The organism is Achromobacter pulmonis, assembly GCF_002885955.2.
GTDB classification, from domain to species: domain Bacteria; phylum Pseudomonadota; class Gammaproteobacteria; order Burkholderiales; family Burkholderiaceae_B; genus Achromobacter; species Achromobacter pulmonis_A.
The window spans coordinates 264,980-287,563 of sequence record NZ_POQS01000005.1; the positions used below are offsets into that span (position 1 = coordinate 264,980).

Consider the following 22,584-nt stretch of genomic DNA (forward strand, 5'->3'; position numbering starts at 1 on the left):
TGAGAAGGAGGTCCCCGCATGGCCCGCAAGACGAAAGAAGAGTCCCAACGCACCCGCGACCGCATCCTGGATGCGGCCGAGCACGTGTTCCTGTCCAAAGGGGTGGCCGCCACCACCATGAGCGACATTGGCCTGACCCCATAGGGTGGTCCGGTTTCAATCTTAGTTCATGATCGGCCTTGGGGCTATTGCCTGGGCAGATGACGGTGCTGCTCCGCTTGCTGGCGCAGGCCAGATGATGGCCTCGGGTGCCGGTGGCTTGTATCCAAGCGACGAGTGTGGCCTCTCGGTGTTGTAGTACCGCCGCCAGGCTTCGATGATGATCTTGGCCTCGGCGAGGCTGTAGAAGATCTCACCGTCGAGCAGTTCGTCGCGGAGCTTCGAGTTGAAGCTCTCGCAGTAGCCGTTCTCCCAAGGGCTTCCAGGTTCGATGAACGCTGTCTTTGCGCCGACGGCTACGATCCACTCCCGTACAGCCTTGGCGATGAACTCCGGGCCGTTGTCGGAACGGACATGGCCGGGCACACCACGCAGGATGAACAGGTCCGACAGGGCGTCGATGACGTCGGTCGAGTTGAGCTTGCGATCGATGCGGATTGCAAGGCATTCCCTGGTGAACTCGTCGATGATGTTGAGCATGCGGAATCTCCTGCCATCGTGGGTCCGACCCTCGACGAAGTCATAGGACCAGACATGGTTTGGATGCTCGGGTCGAAGCCGGATGCACGATCCGTCATTCAACCAGAGCCGCCCCTTCTTCGGTTGCTTCTGGGGAACCTTCAGCCCCTCCCGCCGCCAGATCCGTTCGACACGCTTGGCGTTCACCGTCCAGCCTTCAGACCGCAGCATCGCCGTGATCCTGCGATAGCCATAACGGCCATAGCGGGAAGCGAGCCGGATGATGTCGGAGGTCAACGCCTCTTCATCGGGCCGGCCTTGCGGCTTTTTGCGCTGGGTCGAACGATGCTGGCCGAGAACCTTGCAGGCAAACCGCTCCGAGACGGAGAACTTCGCCATGACACGATCGACGCAACGGCGACGGCGAGCGGGGCTCAGAAGTTTCCCGAAGCAGCCTCTTTCAGGATCAGCTTCTCGAGTGTCAGGTCCGAGACCGCCTTGCGCAGCCGGTCATTCTCTTTCTCGAGCTCCTTCAGCCGCTTCACCTGGTCACCCTTCAGGCCACCGAACTCCTTGCGCCACCGGTAATACGTAAACTGCGTCACGCCGATCAAACGGACCGCTTCTCCGACAGAACGACCTTGCGACAACAGAACATCGACTTGGCGCAGCTTCGCCACGATCTCTTCGGGTTTGTGCTTCTTCTGGGGCATTCCAACGTCCTCCTACGGCTCAATAGCCTACTTCAGGGAGGACCACTTTTCAGGGGGCAGACCACAGGCCCATCAGGTAAGTGAAGAGATTCATCTGTTCGACCTCGACCACGGCGGCGTCCCAGGACTTGGTACGGGCCAGGGCCAGGCCCAGCAGGTCCACGCATTGCCGCAGCCGGGCGTTGAGGCGTTCGTCCATCTCGCGGCCCAGTCCGCGCGGGCCCAGGCCCTGGAACAGGTACATGCCCAGGGAGAAATCGGTGCGGCGCTCGGCGTAGTAGCCATAGAAGGCGTGGATAGCCCGGCGCGCGGCCGTGCGCGCCTCGCCCGTGGCCGCGGCTTCGCTCAGGTGGGCGTGCAGGCGCTGCAGCGAGGCTTCCAGCAGCGCGCCGTAAATGGTTTCCTTGCCCGCGAACCAGGGGTAGATGGCGCCGGTGGTGCAGCCGGCCTCGTTGGCGATGGCGCGGATCGTGGTCTTCTCCAGCCCGTCGCGTTCGAACACGCGCTGGGCGGCGTCGAGGATGAGCTGGCGGCGCAGCGCGTTCAGGCTTTCGCTACGGCCGCTGCGGGGGGAAGTGGAGGGCATGGCGCGGGAACCGGTTGTCGATGCGTTCGATCATAGCGGCGATTTTTATTGATAACAATGTTATTGAAAGCCGGGGGACGGAAACGGATCGGCATATGGATTGCAGCCGCTAAACCGATCGCGGCTGAAAGGTTTGTTCCGGCCGGCCGCGCCGGATCGCGGCCGCGCGGCAACGTAGCTCGCGCCAAAAACAGGGCTCCGAAATGCCTCAAAAAATTAGGGGCAGGGCTGAAAGTCGCATGAATAGGGGCTTGGTCAGTTTCATCAGGGTTAGCCCTAGGCCGATCGGCCAGGCCTTGCCGTGATGTTGCAATATCCCAACAAGCCTGTCGCAAACCTGCACTTTTCTGATGCCGGCCGTAGCCAGCCCCCCTGATTTTTGATGCAATAGCGTCAACTTCCCTTCGCGGAGTTAGGGGGGCGGCAGGCTGGTTTGCTGGATTGCTGCTCTTGTCACTCAAATCAACGGAGATTTCTTAAATGAAAAAGACTCTGCTCGCTGCCGCCCTGCTCGCCGGTTTTGCCGGTGTCGCCCAGGCAGAAACGTCTGTCACCCTGTACGGCATCATCGACACGGGTATCGGTTACAACAAGGTCAAGGGCAACGGCTTCGACGGCAGCCGCGTCGGCATGATCAACGGCGTGCAGAACGGTTCGCGCTGGGGTCTGCGTGGTTCGGAAGATCTGGGTGACGGCCTGCGCGCTGTTTTCCAACTGGAATCGGGCTTCAACTCGGGTAACGGCAACTCGGCTCAGAACGGTCGCCTGTTCGGTCGTCAAGCCACGATCGGTCTGGCCTCCGACAGCTGGGGTCAACTGGACTTCGGCCGTCAGACCAACATCTCGTCGAAGTACTTCGGCTCGATCGACCCGTTCGGCGCTGGTTTCGGCCAAGCTAACATCGGTGTCGCCCTGAGCGCTGCCAACACCGTCCGCTACGACAACATGGTCCTGTACCAAACCCCGTCGTTCAGCGGCTTCCAGTTCGGCGTCGGCTACTCGTTCAACGCTGACGACAACAACGCTCGCCAAAGCGGCTGGCGCACCGCCGACAACACCCGCGCGATCACCACCGGTCTGCGCTATGTCAACGGTCCGCTGAACATCGCTTTCTCGTACGACCAGCTGAACGCCTCGAACAACCTGACGCAGCCGGAAGTTGACGCCACCCCGCGTATGTACGCCCTGGGCGCTTCGTACGACTTCGAAGTTGTGAAGCTGTCGCTGGCCTACGCCCGCACGACCGACGGCTGGTTCGGCGGCCAAGGCGTGTCCGGCCCCGCTGGCAACATCAACTTCGGCAACAACATCTTCGCTGACGGCTTCAAGGCCAACTCGTACATGGTCGGCCTGTCGGCCCCCATCGGCGGCGCTTCGAAGCTGTTCGGTTCGTGGCAGATGGTTGATCCGTCGAACGATCGCCTGAACACGGCTCCGGGTGCTGACGAGACGATGAACGTCTTCTCGCTGGGCTACACCTACGACCTGTCCAAGCGCACCAACCTGTACGCCTACGGTTCGTACGCCAAGAACTACGCCTTCATCGACGACGTCAAGTCGACCGCCGTCGGCGTCGGTATCCGTCACCGCTTCTAATCCAACGCAGGGCGCAAGCCCTGCCTGGATTTGAAAAAGTGCGCGAACGGGCTTCGGCCCGTTCGTACGAAAACCACTCTCCGGAGTGGTTTTTTTTCGTTCCGGCGTTGTTTTTCGCCGCCTGGTCGACGGCGCGCAAAGCGCTTGTAGTAAGCTTGTCCGGTCGCTGCGCAAGCCGCGATTGTTCCGGTGAAGAAATGCAGTCTTTCACCCGCTGTTCAGGCTACAGAGTTCAGCCAGAAGTAACCCCGCGAATGCTACAATCCTAAGGAACCTCTGAACAAGTCCAACGAACCTGTCAGAATATAAGTTATTGAAAACAGTCCGATCCGAGTGAACCCGATGAGCCAGTTGAGTTTTTCCGAAGCCGAGTACGTTGGCAAACGCAAGAAAACGCGCCGTGAGAAGTTTCTGGCCAAGATGGAGCGTGCGGTGCCGTGGAAGCTCTTTGCCGATCTGGTCGATCCGCATTACCCCAAACCGGGCATCGGTCGTCCACCGTATCCGCTGGAAACGATGCTGCGCATCTACTTCATGCAACTGTGGTTTTCGCTGTCGGACCCGGCCATGGAAGAGACGCTGTACGACAGCTTTTCGATGCGCCAGTTTGCCAAACTGCCTGGAGGTCGTGTGCCGGACGAGACCACCATTTTGAACTTCCGTCATCTGCTCGAGCAGCACAACATTGCCGACCAAGCGCTTGAGGCGGTCAACCTGCTGTTGCAGGATCAAGGCATTCAGGTGCGCAAAGGCACCATTGTGGACGCCACAATTATCGATGCACCCAGCTCGACCAAGAACGCCAGCGGCACGCGGGACCCCGAGATGCATCAGACCAAAAAGGGAAACCAGTGGCACTTTGGGATGAAGGCCCACATTGGGGTTGATCTTCACAGCGGGCTGGTCCACACGGTGGTGGGCACCGCTGCCAATGAGCATGATGTTACTCAGGCGGCTGCGTTGCTGCATGGTGAAGAAACGTTGGCTTTTGGCGATGCCGGTTATCAAGGCGTAGACAAACGACCCGAGCACCAAGGGCGTGACGTAACCTGGCACATTGCCATGCGCCCCGGCAAACGGCGCGCCTTGGGTAACAGCGCAATTGATCGTTTGACGCAAAACATTGAGCGGGCCAAATCCAGTCTTCGAGCCAAGGTTGAGCATCCGTTTCGTGTCATCAAATGCCAATTCGGGTTTCGTAAAGTCAGATTCCGTGGACTGGCCAAGAACACTGCGCATTTGAAAATGTTGTTTACGCTGTCCAATATCTGGATGGCACGCCGCCCGTTGACGGCGGTGGCAGGGTAAGTGCGCCCAAAAAGCGCCAACAGGCCCGAAAACGGGCCTGATCGGGGTGCAAACAACCCGAAAGTGGCGATGATTTGAGCAGTTTTTAACCATTTTTGAATACTTTGGTCATGAGGTCGATTTTTGGATGTTTGAAATCGAGTTCTTCAGACCTTCCCTAAGGTTTGCGCATTTGACGGACGCCTGAATGAACCTGCAACAGTATTTCCCCGTCCTGCTGTTTATCGTAGTGGCCACCCTCATCGGGTTCGCGCTGCTGACGGCCGGCTCCCTCCTTGGTCCGCGGCGTCCGTACGCCGAAAAGCTTTCGCCGTACGAGTGCGGCTTCGAAGCTTTTGAAGACGCCCGCATGAAGTTTGACGTGCGCTACTACCTGGTGGCGATCCTGTTCATTCTTTTCGACCTCGAAATCGCGTTCCTGTTCCCGTGGGCCATCGCCCAGGGCACGGTCGGGCTCGTCGGATTCTGGACGGTCATGGTCTTCCTGGCCGTGCTCACCGTCGGCTTCATCTATGAATGGAAAAAGGGCGCGCTGGACTGGGAATAAGCCCCGGGCTTCCTGTACAGCACGCTATCAGAGACGAATATGGCTATAGACGGCATTCTCAAGCAAGGGTTCATCACAACCAGCGCCGACAAGTTCCTTAACTGGGCGAAGACCGGCTCCATGTGGCCCATGACCTTCGGTCTGGCCTGCTGCGCGGTTGAGATGATGCACGCGGGCGCGGCCCGCTACGACCTGGACCAGTTCGGCATCATTTTCCGGCCCAGCCCGCGCCAGTCCGATCTCATGATCGTGGCCGGCACGCTGTGCAACAAGATGGCGCCGGCGCTGCGCAAGGTCTATGACCAGATGCCCGAGCCGCGCTGGGTGGTCTCGATGGGCTCCTGTGCCAACGGCGGCGGCTACTACCACTATTCGTATTCGGTGGTCCGTGGCTGCGATCGCATCGTACCGGTAGACGTCTACGTGCCGGGCTGTCCGCCTACGGCCGAGGCGCTGGTCTACGGCTTGCTGCAAATGCAGAACAAGATCCGCCTGACCAACACGATTGCGCGCTGAGCCTTCGCCCGCCGGGCGGCAACCCGCCGCCGGCCTCGCGAAACCAGCGTATCGGTTCACCTAAGCGTACAAGATGATGACCAGGCTCGAAACCCTGAAAAACAATTTGCAGACCACCCTCGGCGCCGATATCGCGCTGACCGAGGCGCTGGGCGAGCTGACGCTCGAAGTGCCCGCGCAGCAGTGGTTCTCGGTCTGCAACAAGCTGCGCACCGAAGCCGGCCTGCGCTTTGAAACCTGTATCGACCTCTGCGGCGTCGACTACCTGACCTGGGGCAACGGCACCCGCCAGATGCCCGAGGAAGCCAACGCCAAGGTCCAGCGCGCGCGCTTCGCCGTCGTCGTGCACCTGCTGTCCATCGAGCACAACTGGCGCCTGCGGGTGCGCACCTGGGCCGAGGACGACGAGTTCCCGGTGGTCGCCTCGCTGATCGAGTGCTGGCCGGGCGTGGGCTGGTTCGAGCGCGAAGCCTTCGACCTGTACGGCATCGTCTTCGAAGGTCACCCGGACCTGCGCCGCATTCTTACCGACTACGGCTTCATCGGCCACCCGTTCCGCAAGGACTTCCCGTTGTCCGGCACCGTCGAAATGCGCTACGACCCCGAACAACGCCGCGTCATCTACCAGCCGGTCACGATCGATCCGCGCGAGATCACCCCGCGCGTGGTCCGCGAAGATTCCTACGGCTTGGGGCGTTAAATCATGGCAGAAATCAAGAACTACACGCTCAACTTCGGTCCCCAGCACCCGGCCGCCCACGGCGTGCTGCGCCTGGTGCTCGAGCTCGACGGCGAAGTGATCCAGCGCGCCGACCCGCACATCGGCCTGCTGCACCGCGCCACCGAAAAACTGGCCGAACACAAGACCTACATCCAGGCGCTGCCCTACATGGACCGCCTGGACTACGTGTCCATGATGTGCAACGAGCACGCCTACGTCATGGCCATCGAGAAGCTGCTGGGCATCGAAGCGCCGCTGCGCGCCCAGTACATCCGCGTGATGTTCGACGAAATCACGCGCCTGCTGAACCACCTGATGTCGCTGGGCTCGCACGCCCTGGACGTGGGCGCCATGGCGGTGTTCCTGTACGCCTTCCGCGAGCGCGAAGACCTGATGGACTGCTACGAAGCGGTCTCGGGCGCGCGCATGCACGCGGCCTACTACCGTCCGGGCGGCGTCTACCGCGACCTGCCGGATTCCATGCCGCAGTACGGCGCCACCAGCAAGTACCGCGGCGACAAGGAACTGCGCGCCATGAACGACGCGCGTTCGGGTTCGCTGCTGGACTTCATCGAAGACTTCACCAACCGCTTCCCCGGTTGCGTGGACGAGTACGAAACGCTGCTGACCGACAACCGCATCTGGAAGCAGCGCCTGGTCGGCATCGGCGTGGTCGATCCCGAGCGCGCCAAGGCGCTGGGCTTCACCGGCCCGATGCTGCGCGGTTCGGGCGTGGCCTGGGACCTGCGCAAGATGCAGCCCTACGAGGTCTACGACCTGGTCGATTTCGACATCCCGGTGGGTGTCAACGGCGATTGCTACGACCGCTACCTGGTCCGCGTCGCCGAAATGCGTGAAAGCAACCGCATCATCCGCCAGTGCGTGGAATGGCTGCGCAACAATCCGGGCCCGGTCATGATCGAGAACCACAAGATCGCCCCGCCCAAGCGCACCGCCATGAAGACCAACATGGAAGAGCTGATCCATCACTTCAAGCTCTTCACTGAAGGCTTCCACGTTCCTCCCGGTGAAGCGTATGCCTCGGTGGAACACCCCAAGGGCGAATTCGGCATCTACGCGGTGTCCGACGGCGCCAACAAGCCCTACCGTCTGAAAATTCGGGCGCCGGGCTTTGCCCACCTCCAATCGCTGGATGAAATGTCTCGCGGTCACATGATCGCCGACGCCGTCACCATCATTGGCACGCAGGACATCGTTTTCGGCGAGATCGATCGCTGATCCGCCCAGACAGTCACGAGCACGCCCGCATAACCCGGATTCAAACTATGCTGCTTTCCGAACAGGCCTACCAGAAAATCGACCGAGAACTCGCCAAGTTCCCGGCCGACCAGCGGCAGTCCGCCATCATGGCCTCGCTTGCCATCGCGCAAGAAGAGAAGGGCTGGTTGGCTACCGAAATCATCGAAGATGTGGCCAACTACATCGGCGTCCCGCCCATCGCGGTCCAGGAAGTCGCCACTTTCTACAACATGTTCGACGTCAAGCCCGTCGGCAAGAACAAGATCGCCGTCTGCACGAACCTGCCCTGTGCCTTGCGCGACGGCGAACGCGCCGGCGACTACCTCAAGCGCAAGCTGGGCGTCGACTACCGAGAAACCACCGCCGACGGCCAGTTCACGCTCGTGGAAGGCGAGTGCATGGGCGCTTGCGGCGATTCGCCGGTGCTGATCGTGAACAACAAGCATATGTGCGTGCGCATGACCGAAGAGAAGCTGGACGCGCTGGTCGCGGCCCTCAAGGCGCAAGGAGAGTCGGCATGAACGCGCCCGACCTGTACAAGCAGTTTGCGCAGGGGCTGGACCCCAACCCGCTGAACGACCTGACCAACTCGATGTGCCTGCACGGCCGGCACATCCAGCCGCAGATCCTGGCCGACGTCGACGGCGCCAACTGGCGCCTGGCCGACTACGTCAAGCGCGGCGGCTACGAAGCCCTCAAGAAGATCCTGACCACCGGCATGAAGCCGGAAGACGTGATCGCCGAAGTCAAGGCCTCGGGCCTGCGCGGCCGTGGCGGCGCGGGCTTCCCGACCGGCCTGAAGTGGAGCTTCATGCCGCGCGCCTTCCCCGGCCAGAAGTACCTGGTGTGCAACTCCGACGAAGGCGAGCCGGGCACGTTCAAGGATCGCGACATCCTGCGATTCAACCCGCACATCGTGATCGAAGGCATGGCCATCGCCGCCTACGCCATGGGCATCAGCGCGGGCTACAACTACATCCACGGCGAAATCTTCGAAGTCTACGAGCGCTTCGAGGAAGCGCTGGAAGAGGCTCGCGCCGCCGGCTTCCTGGGCGACAAGATCCTGGGTTCGGATTTCAGCTTCCAGCTGCATGCGTTCCACGGCTACGGCGCCTACATCTGCGGCGAGGAAACCGCGCTGCTGGAATCGCTGGAAGGCAAGAAGGGCCAGCCGCGCTTCAAGCCGCCGTTCCCCGCCAGCTTCGGCCTGTACGGCAAGCCCACCACGATCAACAACACCGAGACGTTCGCGGCGGTGCCGTGGATCATCCGCAACGGCGGCCAGGCCTACCTGGAAGTCGGCAAGCCGAACAACGGCGGCACCAAGCTGTTCTCGATCACCGGCGACGTCGAGCGTCCCGGCAACTACGAGATCCCGCTGGGCACCCCGTTCTCGACCCTGCTGGAACTGGCCGGCGGCATGCGCGGCGGCAAGAAGCTCAAGGCCGTGATTCCCGGCGGCTCCAGCGCCCCGGTGCTGCCCGCCGACATCATGATGGAATGCACGATGGACTATGACTCCATCGCCAAGGCGGGCTCGATGCTGGGCTCGGGCGCGGTGATCGTCATGGACGAGACGCGCTGCATGGTGAAGTCGCTCATGCGCCTGTCGTATTTCTATTTCGAGGAAAGCTGCGGCCAGTGCACGCCGTGCCGCGAAGGCACCGGCTGGCTCTACCGCATGGTGCATCGCATCGAAAACGGCCAGGGCCGTCCGGAGGACCTGGACCTGCTCGACAGCGTGGCCGGCAACATCATGGGCCGCACCATCTGCGCCCTGGGCGACGCCGCGGCCATGCCCGTGCGTGGCTTCCTCAAGCATTTTCGCGACGAATTCGCGCACCACATCGAGCACAAGTCTTGTGTGGTCCCGCAATATCTGTAGGTCTCAGGAACAGCAATGGTTGAACTAACCGTCGACGGCAACAAGGTCGAAGTGCCCGAAGGCAGCATGGTCATGCATGCCGCCCAGAAGATCGGGCTTTACGTGCCGCATTTCTGCTACCACAAGAAACTGTCCATCGCGGCCAACTGCCGCATGTGCCTGGTTGAAGTGGAAAAGGCGCCCAAGGCGCTGCCCGCCTGCGCCACGCCCGTAACCAACGGCATGGTCGTCCACACCTGCTCTGAAAAGGCGCGCGCCGCCCAGAAGTCGGTGATGGAATTCCTGCTCATCAATCACCCGCTCGACTGCCCGATCTGCGATCAGGGCGGCGAATGCCAGCTGCAGGACCTGGCCGTGGGCTACGGCGCCTCCTCCTCGCGCTACAACGAGGAAAAGCGCGTGGTCTTCCACAAGGACCTGGGCCCGCTGGTTTCCGCCGAGGAAATGAGCCGCTGCATCCACTGCACCCGCTGCGTGCGCTTCGGCCAGGAAATCGCCGGCATCATGGAGCTGGGCATGCTCAACCGCGGCGAGCACTCCGAGATCACGACCTTCGTCGGCCGTTCGATCGAATCCGAGCTCTCCGGCAACATGATCGACATCTGTCCGGTGGGCGCGCTGACCTCCAAGCCGTTCCGCTACAGCGCCCGTACCTGGGAGCTGGCGCGCCGCCGTTCGGTCAGCCCGCACGACAGCCTGGGCGCCAACCTGGTGATCCAGGTCAAGGGCGACCGCGTCATGCGCGTGGTGCCGTTCGAAGACGAAGCCATCAACGAATGCTGGATCTCCGACCGCGACCGCTTCTCGTATGAAGGCCTGAACAGCGAAGACCGCCTGTCGGCCCCGATGATCAAGGGCACCGACGGCAAGTGGCAGGAAGCCTCCTGGTCCGACGCGCTGGCCGCCGTGGCCCAGGGCCTGTCGCGGGTGCGCGACAGCTTCGGCGCCGGCCAGATCGGCGCGCTGGCCTCGGAATACGCCACCACCGAAGAATACGCGCTGCTGGGCCGCCTGGTCCGCGCGCTGGGTTCGGAAAACATCGACTTCCGCCTGCGCCAGACCGACGCGGCCTTCGACGCCGCCCTGACGGGCGCGCCGTGGCTGGGCATGCCGATCGCCGAACTCGACAACCTGGACCGCGTCCTGGTCGTGGGCTCGTTCCTGCGCAAGGACCACCCGCTGATGGCGCAGCGCCTGCGCCAGGCCGCCAAGCGCGGCACGCAGATCCTGATGCTCGACAGCGCCGCCGACGATCCGCTGATGCCGGTCGCCGCCCGCGTCACCGTGGCCCCGTCCGAACTGGCGCGCGCGCTGGCCGAAGTGGCCGTCGCGCTGGCCCAGGCCAAGGAACAGGCCGTGCCGGCCGAGTTCGCCTCGGTCGTCCCGGGCGACAATGCGAAGGCCATCGCCGCCAGCCTGGCGTCCGGTTCCAACACCGCGGTCCTGATGGGCAACCTGGCCGTGGCCAGCCCGCAGGCCTCGACCCTGGCGGCCAACGGCCGCGCCGTGGCCGACCTGGCCGGCGGCAAGTTCGGCTTCCTGACCTCCGGCGGCAACACCGTCGGCGGCTACCTGGCCGGCGCGATTCCGGGCAAGGGCGGCAAGAACGCCGCCGCCATGCTGGCCGAGCCGCTCAAGGCCTACGTGGTGCTGCACGCCGAGCCGCTGCTCGACGCCGACAACGGCCAGCAGGCGCTGGCCGCGCTGCGCGGCGCGCAGTTCGCCGTGGCCCTGACGCCTTACCGTTCGGCCGCCGCCGAATGGGCCGACGTCATGCTGCCGGTCTCGCCCTTCACCGAAACCTCGGGCACCTTCGTCAACGCGCAAGGCCTGGCCCAGAGCTTCAAGGGCACGGTTGCGCCGTTCGGCCAGACCCGTCCGGGCTGGAAGGTCCTGCGGGTGCTGGGCAACGTGCTGCACCTGGCCGGCTTCGACGACGAGACCTCCGAGTCCGTGCGCGACGCCGTGCTGGCCGGCGGCGTCGAAGGCCGCCTGTCCAACGACATCAAGGCGCCGCTGGGCCTGGGCCAGGCGGCAGCCGGCCTGGAGCGCGTCGCCGACGTGCCGATCTACCGCAGCGACGCCATGGTGCGCCGTTCCGAGCCGCTGCAGGCGGCTCCGGCCTCGAAGAAGCCGGCCGCCGCCATGAACGGCCGCACGCTCACCAGCCTGGGCCTGACGGCCGGGGCCAAGGTGCGCGTGTCGGGCGGGCAGGGCGCCGTCGAACTCGAAACCGTGCAGGACGATGCCGTGGCCGACCGCGCCGTGCGTATTTCGGCTGCCTTTGAAAACACCGCGGCCCTGGGTGGCGCATTCGGTCAAATCAGCGTGGAGCGTGCCTGATGGAATGGCTTAATGTTCTTGAGAGCCAGGGTACGGCATTGCTGGGCCCGACGGTCTGGATGGTCCTCTGGACCCTCATCAAGATTGTGATCATCGCTGTGCCCATCATCCTGTGCGTGGCCTACCTCACGTACTGGGAACGCAAGATGATCGGCGCCATGCACGTGCGCATGGGTCCGAACCGCGTCGGCATCAAGGGGCTGCTGCAGCCGTTCGCCGACGTGTTCAAGCTGCTGACCAAGGAAGTGGTGGTTCCGTCGCAGGCCAACAAGGTGCTGTTCGTCGTGGCCCCGGTGGTCACGCTGATGCCGGCCCTGGCCGCCTGGGCGGTGGTGCCGTTCGGTCCCGACGTGGTGCTGGCCAACGTCAACGCCGGCCTGCTGTACATCATGGCCATCACGTCCATCGGCGTGTACGGCGTGATCGTCGCCGGCTGGGCGTCGAACTCCAAGTACGCGTTCCTGGGCGCGCTGCGCGCCTCGGCGCAGATGCTGTCGTACGAACTGGCCATCGGCTTCGTGCTGGTGACGGTGCTGCTGGTCTCGGGCAGCCTCAACATGTCGGAAATCGTGCACGTGCAGAACCGCGGCTGGTTCGCCGACAAGGGCCTGACGTTCCTGTCCTGGAACTGGCTGCCGCTGTTGCCGCTGTTCGTGGTCTACGTGATTTCGGCCGTGGCCGAAACCAACCGCCACCCGTTCGACGTGGTCGAAGGCGAATCCGAAATCGTGGCCGGCCACATGGTCGAATACTCGGGCATGGCGTTCGCGCTGTTCTTCCTGGGCGAATACGCCAACATGATCCTGCTGTCCTGCATGGCCTCGATCATGTTCCTGGGCGGCTGGGCCTCCCCGATCGACATCGCGCCGCTGACCTGGATTCCGGGTTGGATCTGGCTGGGTATCAAGACGTTCGTCGTGGTCTCGTTGTTCGTGTGGTTCCGCGCGACTTTCCCGCGCTACCGCTACGACCAGATCATGCGTTTGGGTTGGAAAATCTTCATCCCGCTGACCGGCGTGTGGCTGGTCTTGGTGGCGATCTGGATGCAGACGCCCTGGAACATTTGGCGCTAAGCCGCCAGGCAGAGGCAGGATATGGAAGCGATCAAGGATTTCTTCGGCAGCCTGATGCTGACCGAATTGCTCAAGGGCATGCGCCTGACGGGCAAGTATTTCTTCAAGCGCAAGGTGACCTTGCGCTACCCCCAGGAAAAGACGCCCGCGTCGGCGCGTTTCCGTGGCCTGCACGCGCTGCGCCGCTACCCCAACGGGGAAGAGCGCTGCATCGCGTGCAAGCTGTGCGAAGCCGTGTGCCCGGCCCTGGCGATCACCATCGAGTCGGACCAGCGCGACGACGGCACCCGCCGCACCACGCGCTACGACATCGACCTCACCAAGTGCATTTTCTGCGGCTTCTGTGAGGAAAGCTGCCCGGTGGACTCCATCGTGGAAACGCATATCCACGAATACCACGGCGAAAAGCGCGGCGACCTGTATTTCACCAAAGACATGCTGCTCGCCGTGGGCGACCGCTACGAAGCCGAAATCGCCCAACGCCGGGCCGAAGACGCTCCCTATCGTTGAAGCCCAGGGTCTGATCCATGACTTTTACCACTGTCCTGTTTTACATACTGGCCGCCGTGCTGGTGATCGCGGCCTTCCGCGTGATCACCGCGCGCAGCCCGGTCACTGCCGTCCTGCACCTGATCCTGGCGTTCGCCAACGCGGCCATGCTGTGGATGCTGCTCGGCGCCGAGTTCCTCGCGCTGCTGCTGGTGCTGGTGTACGTGGGCGCCGTGATGGTGCTCTTCCTCTTCGTCGTGATGATGCTGGACATCCGCATGGATGCGCTGCGCCAGGGCATGAAGACCTACCTGCCCCTGGGGCTGGTGATCGGCCTGGTGCTGGTGCTCGAGATGTCCTTCGTGCTGGGCTCGACCTGGTACGGCGCGGGCCCGCAGGCCCCGGTCGCCGGCGACTACAACAACGCCCGCGCGCTGGGCGAGGCCATGTACACCCAGTACATCTACGCCGTTGAAGTCGGCGCCGCGCTGCTGCTGGTCGGCATGGTCGCCGCCATCGCGCTGACCCTGCGCCGCCGCCGCGACGTCAAGTACAACGACCCCGTCGCCGCCGTGCGCGTGCGCGCCAAGGACCGTTTCCGCCTGGTGAGCATGCAGCCCCAGAGCGAGCGCGCCCAGTCGCAGATCGGTGCCTCGTCCGCCGCCGCGCCCCAAGGAGAACAAAAATGACGCTGACGCTGGCCCATTACCTGATCCTGGGGGCGGTGCTGTTCGCCATCGGGATCTTCGGCATCTTCCTGAACCGCCGCAACCTGATCATCCTGCTGATGTCCATCGAGCTCGTGCTGCTGGCCGTCAACATGAACTTCGTGGCGTTCTCCAGCTGGTTCGGCGACACCGCCGGCCAGGTGTTCGTGTTCTTCATCCTGACCGTGGCCGCCGCCGAAGCGGCGATCGGCCTGGCCATCCTGGTGCTGCTGTTCCGCAACCTGAACACGATCAACGTTGACGAACTCGATCGCCTGAAGGGCTGACGGGGTATTGGAAGAAAATGTCTAGCTCACCCAATCTCTACTTGCTCATCGCGCTGGCCCCGCTGGCCGGAGCGATTCTCGCGGGCCTCTTCGGCACCGGCTTCCTGGGCCGTCCCATCGGCCGCCGCGCTTCGCACGTGATCACCATCCTGGGCGTGCTCGTCTCCACCATCGGTTCGGTGGTGGTGCTGAACGACGTGCTCAACGGCCTGCGCTTCGACGGCGCGGTCTACACCTGGAGCCTGATCGGCCAGACCAAGCTGGAAATCGGCTTCCTGATCGATCCGCTGTCGGCCATGATGATGGTCGTGGTCACCTCCGTGTCGCTGATGGTGCACATCTACACCATCGGCTACATGGCCGACGATCCCGGCTACCAGCGCTTCTTCTCGTACATCTCGCTGTTCACGTTCTCCATGCTGATGCTGGTGATGTCGAACAACATGGTGCAGCTGTTCTTCGGCTGGGAAGCGGTGGGCCTGGTGTCCTACCTGCTGATCGGCTTCTGGTACACGCGCCCGACGGCGATCTTCGCCAACATGAAGGCGTTCCTGATCAACCGCGTCGGCGACTTCGGCTTCGTGCTGGGCATCGGCCTGCTGTTCGCCTACGCCGGCACCATGCAGTACGCCGAAGTGTTCGCCCAGGCCGACAAGCTGGCCGCCCTGACGCTGCCCGGTTCCGACTGGATGCTGCTGACCGTGGCCTGCATCTGCCTGTTCATCGGCGCCATGGGTAAATCGGCCCAGGTTCCGCTGCACGCCTGGCTGCCCGACTCGATGGAAGGCCCGACCCCGATCTCCGCGCTGATCCACGCCGCCACCATGGTGACGGCCGGCATCTTCATGGTCGCGCGCTTCTCGCCGCTGTTCGAGCTGTCCGACACCGCGCTGTCCTTCATCATCGTGATCGGCGCCATCGGCGCGCTGTTCCTGGGCATCCTCGGCATCATCCAGAACGACATCAAGCGCGTGGTGGCCTACTCCACGCTGTCGCAGCTGGGCTACATGACCGTCGCGCTGGGCGCCTCGGCCTACTCGGTGGCGATCTTCCACCTGATGACCCACGCCTTCTTCAAGGCGCTGCTGTTCCTGGGCGCGGGCTCGGTCATCATCGGCATGCACCACGACCAGGACATCCGCAACATGGGCGGCCTGCGCAAGTACATGCCCATCACCTGGATCACCTTCCTGCTGGGCACGCTGGCCCTGGTCGGCACCCCGTTCTTCTCGGGCTTCTACTCGAAGGAACACATCATCGAGGCGGCCGGCGCCGCCAACGTGTGGGGCGCGAACTTCGCCTACTACGCCACGCTGATCGGCGTGTTCGTGACCTCGCTGTACTCGTTCCGCGTGTACTTCCTGGTCTTCCACGGCAAGGAACGCTTCGACACCTCCGACCACGGCCACGGCCATGGCCACGATGCGCACGGCCACGAAGACCACGGCCACCACGGCGGCAAGCCGCATGAGTCGCCCTGGGTGGTCACGCTGCCGCTGGTGCTGCTGGCGATCCCGTCGGTGCTGATCGGCGCCTGGGTGGTCGACCCGATGCTGTTCGGCAAGTTCTTCGACGGCGTCATCAAGGTCCTGCCGCAGCATCCCGCCATGCACGAGCTGCATGAAGAATGGCACGGCTGGGTGGCCTTCGGCCTGCACGCCTTCCAGACGGTTCCGTTCTGGCTGGTCGTGGCCGGCGCGGTCATCGCCTGGTACTGCTACCTGATCAATCCCAAGGTTCCGGCCAAGATCCAGTCCAGCCTGTCGGGCATCAACAAGCTGCTCGAAAACAAGTACTACGTCGACTGGATCAATGAACAGATCATCGCCCGCGGCGCGCGCTGCCTGGGCCGTGGCCTGTGGCAGACCGGCGACCGCGGCATCATCGACGGCCTGCTGATCAACGGCAGCGCCCGTGTGGTGGGCTGGGTGGCAGCGATCAGCCGCCACCTGCAGTCCGGCTTCATCTATCACTACGCGTTCGCGATGATCATCGGCATCATGGCGCTGGTGACTTTCTTTGTGCTGATTCCCCAATGATGGCAAGCGAGATGGCATCCAACACTTTTCCCTGGCTCACGCTTGCGATCTTTGTTCCGATCGTATTCGGCCTGCTGGTGCTGGCGGTTGGCCGTGACGACCGCCCCGGCCTGACGCGCGGCCTGTCGCTGATCGGCTCGATCGCGGGTTTCCTGGTCACGATTCCGCTCTACACCGGGTTCGACTCCTCCACGGCCGCCATGCAGTTCGTGGAGAAGACCTCCTGGATCGAGGCCTTCAACGTCAACTACCACCTGGGCATCGACGGCATCTCGATGTGGTTCGTGCTCCTGACCGCCTTCATCACCATCATCGTGGTGCTGGCCGGCTGGGAAGTCATCACCAGCCGCGTCGCCCAGTACATGGCCGCCTTCCTGATCCTGTCGGGTCTGATGGTGGGCGTGTTCGCGGCGGTCGACGGCATGCTGTTCTACGTGTTCTTCGAAGCCACGCTGATCCCGATGTACATCATCATCGGCGTCTGGGGCGGCCCGAACCGCGTGTACGCGGCGTTCAAGTTCTTCCTGTACACCCTGATGGGCTCGCTGCTGACCCTGATCGCGTTCATCTACCTGTGGAACGCCTCGGGCGGCTCGTTCGACATCCTGACCTGGCAGCAGACCAAGCTGGGCTACACCCCGCAGATCCTGATCTTCGTGGCGCTGCTAGCGGCCTTCGCCGTCAAGGTGCCGATGTGGCCGGTCCACACCTGGCTGCCGGACGCCCACGTCGAGGCGCCCACGGGCGGCTCCATCGTGCTGGCCGCGATCATGCTGAAGCTGGGCGCCTACGGTTTCCTGCGCTTCTCGCTGCCGATCGCCCCTGACGCCTCGCACAGCCTGGCCGGCCTGATGATCACGCTGTCGCTGATCGCCGTGATCTACATCGGCCTGGTCGCCATCGTGCAGGACGACATGAAGAAGCTGGTGGCCTATTCGTCGGTCGCCCACATGGGCTTCGTGACGCTGGGCTTCTTCATCTTCAACACGGCCGGCGTCGAAGGCGCCATCGTGCAGATGATCTCCCACGGTTTCGTGTCGGGCGCCATGTTCATGTGCATCGGCGTGCTCTACGACCGCATGCACTCGCGCCAGATCGCCGACTACGGCGGCGTGGTCAACGTGATGCCGCGCTTCGCCACGTTCTTCATCCTGTTCTCGATGGCCAACAGCGGCCTGCCCGCCACCAGCGGTTTCGTCGGCGAATTCATGGTCATCATGGGCGCGGTCGAGCACAACTTCTGGATCGGCCTGCTGGCGGCGACCGCCCTGATCCTGGGCGCCTCGTATTCGCTGTGGATGGTCAAGCGCGTGGTCCTGGGCGACGTCGCCAACGACCATGTGCGCGAGCTGACCGATATCAACCGCCGCGAGTTCGTGATTCTTGGCGTGATGGCGATCGCCGTGTTGTACATGGGGATCTATCCCAAGCCCTTCACCGACGTGATGCACGTTTCGGTGGAGGCCCTGCTGCAACACGTTGCCGTCTCGAAACTGTAAGACAAGACAATGATGCAATCCCAAATCGATTTCGCCCTGGCGACACCGGAAATCCTCTTGCTGGTTTTCGGCCTGGCTATCCTGCTCATCGACGCGGTCAGCAATCACCCCGAGCGCAAGCCGACGTTTCTGCTGACCATGCTGGCCTTGGGAGTGCTGACCGTCGTGTCGGCGCTGCAATGGAGCAACGGCGTGACCGGGTCGACCTTCAACGGCCTGTACGTCACCGACGAGCTGTCGCACCTGCTGAAGATCGCGTCCTACATCGCGGTCGCCGTGACCCTGGTGTATGGCCGCCTGTACGCGCAGGTGCGCGACATGATGCGCGGCGGCGAGCTCTACGTGCTGACGCTGTTCGCGCTGCTGGGCCAGATGGTCATGATCTCCTCCGGGAACCTGATCTCCATCTACCTGGGCCTGGAGCTGATGTCGCTGGCGCTGTACGCGCTGATCGCCCTGCGCCGCGACAACGTCACGGCCACCGAAGCCGCCATGAAGTACTTCGTGCTGGGCGCGCTGGCCTCGGGCTTCCTGCTCTACGGCATGTCCATGGTCTACGGCGCCACCGGCCACCTGGACCTGGCCGAAGTGGCCAAGGTCATCGCCGCCGGCAAGGCCGAGAACCTGGCGCTGGTGTTCGGCATCGTGTTCCTGGTTTCGGGCCTGGCGTTCAAGCTCGGCGCCGTGCCGTTCCACATGTGGGTGCCTGACGTCTACCAGGGTTCGCCGACCGCCGTCACGCTGATCCTGGGCGCCGCGCCCAAGCTGGCCGCCTTCGCCATCACGCTGCGCCTGCTGGTCGATGGCCTGCACGGCCTGGCCGCCGACTGGCAACCCATGCTGATGATCCTGGCGGTGCTGTCGCTGGCCATCGGCAACCTGACCGCCATCGCGCAGACCAACTTCAAGCGCATGCTGGCCTATTCGACCATCTCGCACATGGGCTTCGTGCTGCTGGGCCTGATGTCGGGTTCGGTCGCCGGCAAGCCGGACCTGGCTTCGGCCGCCTACGGCGCCTCGCTCTTCTACATGCTGACCTACGTGCTGACCACGCTGGCTAGCTTCGGCATCATCCTGCTGCTGTCGCGCCAGGGTTTCGAGTGCGAGCAGATCGACGACCTGAAGGGCCTGAACCGCCGCAGCCCGTGGCACGCCGCCATCGTGCTGCTGCTGATGTTCTCGCTGGCCGGCATTCCGCCGCTGGTGGGCTTCTACGCCAAGCTGGCCGTGCTGCAGGCGCTGATCAGCGCCGGCCACGTCACGCTGGCCGTGATCGCGGTGCTGTTCTCGCTGATCGGCGCGTTCTACTACCTGCGCGTGGTCAAGGTGGTGTACTTCGACGAGCCGGCGGCCGACGCCGCGCCCATCGCCGCCACCTGCGGCCAGCGCGGCGTGCTGTCGGTCAACGGCGCGCTGATCCTGGTGCTGGGCGTGCTGCCGGGCGGCCTGATGGCGCTGTGCGTGCAGGCCATCCGCAGCTCGCTGAACATGTAAGAGGGCGGCCGGGCATGAACCAGACCCTGGCGGTATGGCTGTTGATCGCGCTGGCCCTGGTCAGCGCCAACCTGCCGTTCCTGACCGAGCGGGTGTTCGCCGTCATGCCCTGGAAGCGGGGCGGGGCGGCGGCGGTCAAGCCGCTCTGGGTCCGCCTGATCGAGGTGCTGGTGTTCTACCTCGTCGTCGGCGCGCTGGGCTTCGCGTTCGAATCCGCGCTGGGCAACCGGTTCTCGCAGACCTGGGAGTTCTACGCCATCACGCTCAGCCTGTACCTGGTGCTGGGTTATCCGGGTTTCGTCTACCGGTATCTGTTCAAGCGGCATCCGCGCCTGCGCACCTGAAGCCCGGATCCGCTTTGTGAAAAACGCCCCTTTGGGGCGTTTTTTTATGCGGACATGGATAGGTGCCAACCACCGGCCGCGGCGCGTCCTGAGCCGATCCTGGAGGCTCTGGAAGGCCTTGGAACGGCAAAAGGTGTTGTATTTTCATCTTTCATGACCGTTTGGTGGAAATGTTCAGGTTCCATTCAGCCAGTGGGTTCAGAATCGCAAACGTTTAAAAAACAAGAATCGTTGCTATTCACACTGGAGAAGCTGGTTTGAAGCCCCAAGACTCGTATTCGCTGAATACGCTCGCCACCTCGCTGGCCGCCGCCATCGCCGTTCCCGCGCTGTTCGTCAGCCCCCACGCCGCCGCCCAGTCCGCCGACGGCGTGACGCAGCTTGCGCCGGTGCGCGTGGAAGGAGAGGGCTCGTCGTACCAGACCACGACCGTGTCGTCGCCGAAGATGACCGCGCCGCTGCTGGACACCCCGCGCACCGTGCAGGTCGTGCCCAAGCAGGTGATCCAGGACCAGTCGGCGTCGACCCTCCAGGACGTGCTGCGCAACTCGCCGGGCATCACCTTCGGCGCCGGCGAAGGCGGCCGTCCGGGCGGCGACCTGCCCATCATCCGCGGCCAGAACTCGGCCGGCAGCATCTTCCTGGACGGCATCCGCGACTCCAGCACGCAGGTGCGCGACACCTTCAACCTGGAAGAAGTGGAGATCATCAAGGGCCCGGACTCGGTGTACTCCGGCCGCGGCGGCGCCGGCGGCAGCATCAACATGGTCAGCAAGACCCCGCGGGCCACCGACTTCACCGAAGGCACGATCCAGCTCGGCACGGACAACAACTACCGCGCCACCATCGACAGCAACTGGCGCCTGGACGAAAAAGCCGCCTTCCGCCTGAACGTGATGGGCAACAAGGGCGACGTGCCGGGACGCGACGACGCGGTGGACTTCGAGCGCTGGGGCGTGGCCCCGTCGCTGACGCTGGGCGTGGGCACGCCGACCCGCATCACGCTGAGCTACTACCACTATCAAGACGACAGCATGCCGGATTACTCCATCCCGTATGACCCGAAGACGGGCCAGCCGGTGACGGAGACCATGGGCGTGAGCCGCAAGAGCTTCTACGGCCTGACCGGCCGCGACTTCATGAAGACGCGCGACGACGTCGCCACGGCCGACTTCCAGCACGATTTCTCCGACAAGCTGCAACTGCGCAGCGTGCTGCGCTACGGCCGCGGCACCACCGACTTCGCCGCCACCAACCCGGACGACAGCAAGGGCAACGTGCCCAACGGCCTGGTGTACCGCGCGCTCAAGTCGGGCTATTACGTCACCAAGACCTTCGCCAGCCAGACCGACCTGACCGGCGAATTCGAGACCGGCAGCCTCAAGCACAGCTTCGACCTCGGCTTCGAATACAGCAACATCAAGCAGGACAAAGACGGCTACACCCAGTCGGGCGTGCCGACCAGCGCGACCTGCACCGGCCTGTCGGTGGTGTGCGCCTCGCTGTGGGACCCGGACCCGCACACCGATTACGCGGGCCGCCTGACCCGCAACAACAATCCGGCCCGCTACAACACCGACACCATCGCGCTCTACGGCTTCGACACCATCAAGTTCAACGAGCAGTGGCAGGCCAGCCTGGGGCTGCGCTGGGACAACTACCGCACCAGCGGCAGCAACATCGCCCGCGGCCGCAACGACCCGGCCGGCACGCCCGCGTTCTACAGCACCAGCCGCGAGGACAACCTCTTCAACTACCAGATCGGCCTGGCCTACAAGCCCATGCCCAACGGCACGATCTATGCCACCTACGGCACGTCCTCGACGCCGTCGGCCATCGCCGCCGGCGCCATCAGCGACGCCGCGTCGGCCGTGAGCGAGTCGCTGGAGCCCGAAAAGAGCCGCACGGTGGAACTGGGCACCAAGTGGGACGTGTTCGACGACCGCCTGACGCTGTCGGCGGCCGCCTTCCAGGACATCCGCAAGAACACCAGCGTGGCCGTGTCGGCCACCGAGACCGAGCAGATCGGCGAGGCCAAGGTGCGCGGCATCGAACTGGGCTTCTCCGGCAGCATCACGCCGCGCTGGAACGTGTTCGGCGGCTACACCTTCATGGACAGCGAAATGACCAAGGGCGCCTTCAACAGCGGCGCCGTGGGCCAGGATCTGCCCAACACCCCGCGCAACGCCTTCAGCCTGTGGACCACCTACAAGGTGCTGCCCAAGCTGACGGTGGGCGGCGGCGCCTACTACGTGGACAAGGTGTACGGCAACTCGGATTCGAGCAAGAACCCCGACGGCACGCCCAAGGCGCGCTGGGTGCCCTCGTACTGGCGCTTCGATGCGATGGCGTCGTATGAATTCAACCCGAACGTGTCGGCCCAGCTGAACGTGATGAACATCTTCGACGAGACGTATTACACCAAGGCCTATGCCGCGCACTATGCGGCGCTGGGCGGCGGGCGTGCGGCGTTGCTGTCGCTGCGTGTGCGGTATTGATTGGGGATGGGCGCCCGCCGCGGCAGGCGGCGGGCGCCGTCCCATGGCACTCCGAGGCCGG

General features: G+C 63.7%; 20 protein-coding genes and 1 pseudogene. 19 read left to right on the forward strand and 2 right to left on the reverse strand.

Features of this window, described 5'->3' with window-relative positions:
* Window positions 1-18 precede the first annotated feature (18 nt).
* A pseudogene (locus C1I89_RS20105) lies at window positions 19-129 on the forward strand (TetR family transcriptional regulator); the annotation flags it as partial.
* Between the two features lie 33 nt (window positions 130-162).
* On the opposite strand, the gene C1I89_RS20110 reads toward C1I89_RS20105, so the two are convergent.
* Window positions 163-1,331, reverse strand: a protein-coding gene (locus tag C1I89_RS20110; RefSeq protein ID WP_102770881.1) for an IS3 family transposase whose coding sequence is annotated in 2 segments (ribosomal slippage) — window positions 163-1,067 and window positions 1,067-1,331 — 1,170 coding nt in all. Because the reading frame shifts where the segments join, the coding sequence is not laid out codon by codon here.
* Window positions 1,332-1,380: 49 nt separating this feature from the next.
* Window positions 1,381-1,917 (reverse strand): TetR/AcrR family transcriptional regulator, encoded by a 537-nt coding sequence (locus tag C1I89_RS20115; RefSeq protein WP_102774342.1) that lies wholly within the window; start codon window positions 1,915-1,917, stop codon window positions 1,381-1,383.
* 480 nt (window positions 1,918-2,397) lie between these two features.
* On the opposite strand from C1I89_RS20115, the gene C1I89_RS20120 reads away from it, so the two are divergent.
* From C1I89_RS20120 to C1I89_RS20205, 18 genes are all read left to right on the forward strand, one after another.
* Window positions 2,398-3,513 carry a porin gene (locus C1I89_RS20120; RefSeq protein WP_102774343.1) on the forward strand — a complete coding sequence of 372 codons (1,116 nt, stop codon included), beginning with the start codon at window positions 2,398-2,400 and terminating at the stop codon, window positions 3,511-3,513.
* 342 nt (window positions 3,514-3,855) lie between these two features.
* Entirely contained in the window at window positions 3,856-4,821 is a 966-nt protein-coding gene (locus tag C1I89_RS20125) for an IS5 family transposase (RefSeq protein ID WP_102770808.1), read from the forward strand.
* A gap of 187 nt (window positions 4,822-5,008) precedes the next feature.
* The gene (locus tag C1I89_RS20130; RefSeq protein ID WP_006217959.1) at window positions 5,009-5,368 is read left to right on the forward strand and encodes an NADH-quinone oxidoreductase subunit A; all 360 of its coding nucleotides are present in this window, start codon (window positions 5,009-5,011) and stop codon (window positions 5,366-5,368) included.
* Between the two features lie 39 nt (window positions 5,369-5,407).
* Window positions 5,408-5,884 carry a NuoB/complex I 20 kDa subunit family protein gene (locus tag C1I89_RS20135; RefSeq protein WP_006217960.1) on the forward strand — a complete coding sequence of 159 codons (477 nt, stop codon included), beginning with the start codon at window positions 5,408-5,410 and terminating at the stop codon, window positions 5,882-5,884.
* A gap of 73 nt (window positions 5,885-5,957) precedes the next feature.
* The gene (locus tag C1I89_RS20140; RefSeq protein WP_102774344.1) at window positions 5,958-6,584 is read left to right on the forward strand and encodes an NADH-quinone oxidoreductase subunit C; all 627 of its coding nucleotides are present in this window, start codon (window positions 5,958-5,960) and stop codon (window positions 6,582-6,584) included.
* Window positions 6,585-6,587: 3 nt separating this feature from the next.
* Window positions 6,588-7,844 carry an NADH-quinone oxidoreductase subunit D gene (locus C1I89_RS20145; protein ID WP_102774345.1) on the forward strand — a complete coding sequence of 419 codons (1,257 nt, stop codon included), beginning with the start codon at window positions 6,588-6,590 and terminating at the stop codon, window positions 7,842-7,844.
* Window positions 7,845-7,891: 47 nt separating this feature from the next.
* Window positions 7,892-8,386 (forward strand): NADH-quinone oxidoreductase subunit NuoE, encoded by a 495-nt coding sequence (gene nuoE, locus C1I89_RS20150; RefSeq protein WP_043543414.1) that lies wholly within the window; start codon window positions 7,892-7,894, stop codon window positions 8,384-8,386.
* Window positions 8,383-9,750, forward strand: a complete 1,368-nt coding sequence (nuoF, locus tag C1I89_RS20155) for an NADH-quinone oxidoreductase subunit NuoF (RefSeq protein WP_102774346.1) — start codon at window positions 8,383-8,385, stop codon at window positions 9,748-9,750. Before nuoE ends, nuoF begins: the two co-directional genes overlap by 4 nt.
* 15 nt (window positions 9,751-9,765) lie before the next feature.
* Window positions 9,766-12,093 (forward strand): NADH-quinone oxidoreductase subunit NuoG, encoded by a 2,328-nt coding sequence (nuoG, locus tag C1I89_RS20160; RefSeq protein ID WP_102774347.1) that lies wholly within the window; start codon window positions 9,766-9,768, stop codon window positions 12,091-12,093.
* Window positions 12,093-13,166 (forward strand): NADH-quinone oxidoreductase subunit NuoH, encoded by a 1,074-nt coding sequence (gene nuoH / locus C1I89_RS20165; protein ID WP_102774348.1) that lies wholly within the window; start codon window positions 12,093-12,095, stop codon window positions 13,164-13,166. The genes nuoG and nuoH overlap by 1 nt, the downstream gene beginning before the upstream one ends.
* A 21-nt stretch (window positions 13,167-13,187) precedes the next feature.
* Window positions 13,188-13,676, forward strand: a complete 489-nt coding sequence (gene nuoI / locus C1I89_RS20170) for an NADH-quinone oxidoreductase subunit NuoI (protein WP_043543405.1) — start codon at window positions 13,188-13,190, stop codon at window positions 13,674-13,676.
* A gap of 17 nt (window positions 13,677-13,693) precedes the next feature.
* Window positions 13,694-14,344: an NADH-quinone oxidoreductase subunit J gene (locus C1I89_RS20175; RefSeq protein WP_102774349.1), complete on the forward strand. Its 651-nt coding sequence runs from the start codon at window positions 13,694-13,696 to the stop codon at window positions 14,342-14,344.
* Entirely contained in the window at window positions 14,341-14,649 is a 309-nt protein-coding gene (nuoK, locus tag C1I89_RS20180) for an NADH-quinone oxidoreductase subunit NuoK (protein ID WP_050448548.1), read from the forward strand. Before C1I89_RS20175 ends, nuoK begins: the two co-directional genes overlap by 4 nt.
* Window positions 14,650-14,666: 17 nt before the next feature.
* Window positions 14,667-16,688, forward strand: coding sequence for an NADH-quinone oxidoreductase subunit L (nuoL, locus tag C1I89_RS20185; protein WP_102774350.1), 2,022 nt, complete (start codon window positions 14,667-14,669; stop codon window positions 16,686-16,688).
* Window positions 16,685-18,187 carry an NADH-quinone oxidoreductase subunit M gene (locus C1I89_RS20190; protein WP_102774351.1) on the forward strand — a complete coding sequence of 501 codons (1,503 nt, stop codon included), beginning with the start codon at window positions 16,685-16,687 and terminating at the stop codon, window positions 18,185-18,187. The genes nuoL and C1I89_RS20190 overlap by 4 nt, the downstream gene beginning before the upstream one ends.
* A gap of 9 nt (window positions 18,188-18,196) precedes the next feature.
* A complete protein-coding gene (gene nuoN, locus C1I89_RS20195) occupies window positions 18,197-19,681 on the forward strand; it encodes an NADH-quinone oxidoreductase subunit NuoN (RefSeq protein WP_102774352.1) in 1,485 nt (494 codons plus the stop codon).
* 14 nt (window positions 19,682-19,695) lie between these two features.
* On the forward strand, window positions 19,696-20,025 hold the full coding sequence (locus C1I89_RS20200) for a DUF2818 family protein (protein ID WP_102774353.1): 330 nt from the start codon (window positions 19,696-19,698) through the stop codon (window positions 20,023-20,025).
* Window positions 20,026-20,282: 257 nt separating this feature from the next.
* Window positions 20,283-22,523: a TonB-dependent receptor gene (locus C1I89_RS20205; RefSeq protein WP_102774354.1), complete on the forward strand. Its 2,241-nt coding sequence runs from the start codon at window positions 20,283-20,285 to the stop codon at window positions 22,521-22,523.
* The last annotated feature ends 61 nt before the right edge of the window (window positions 22,524-22,584 follow it).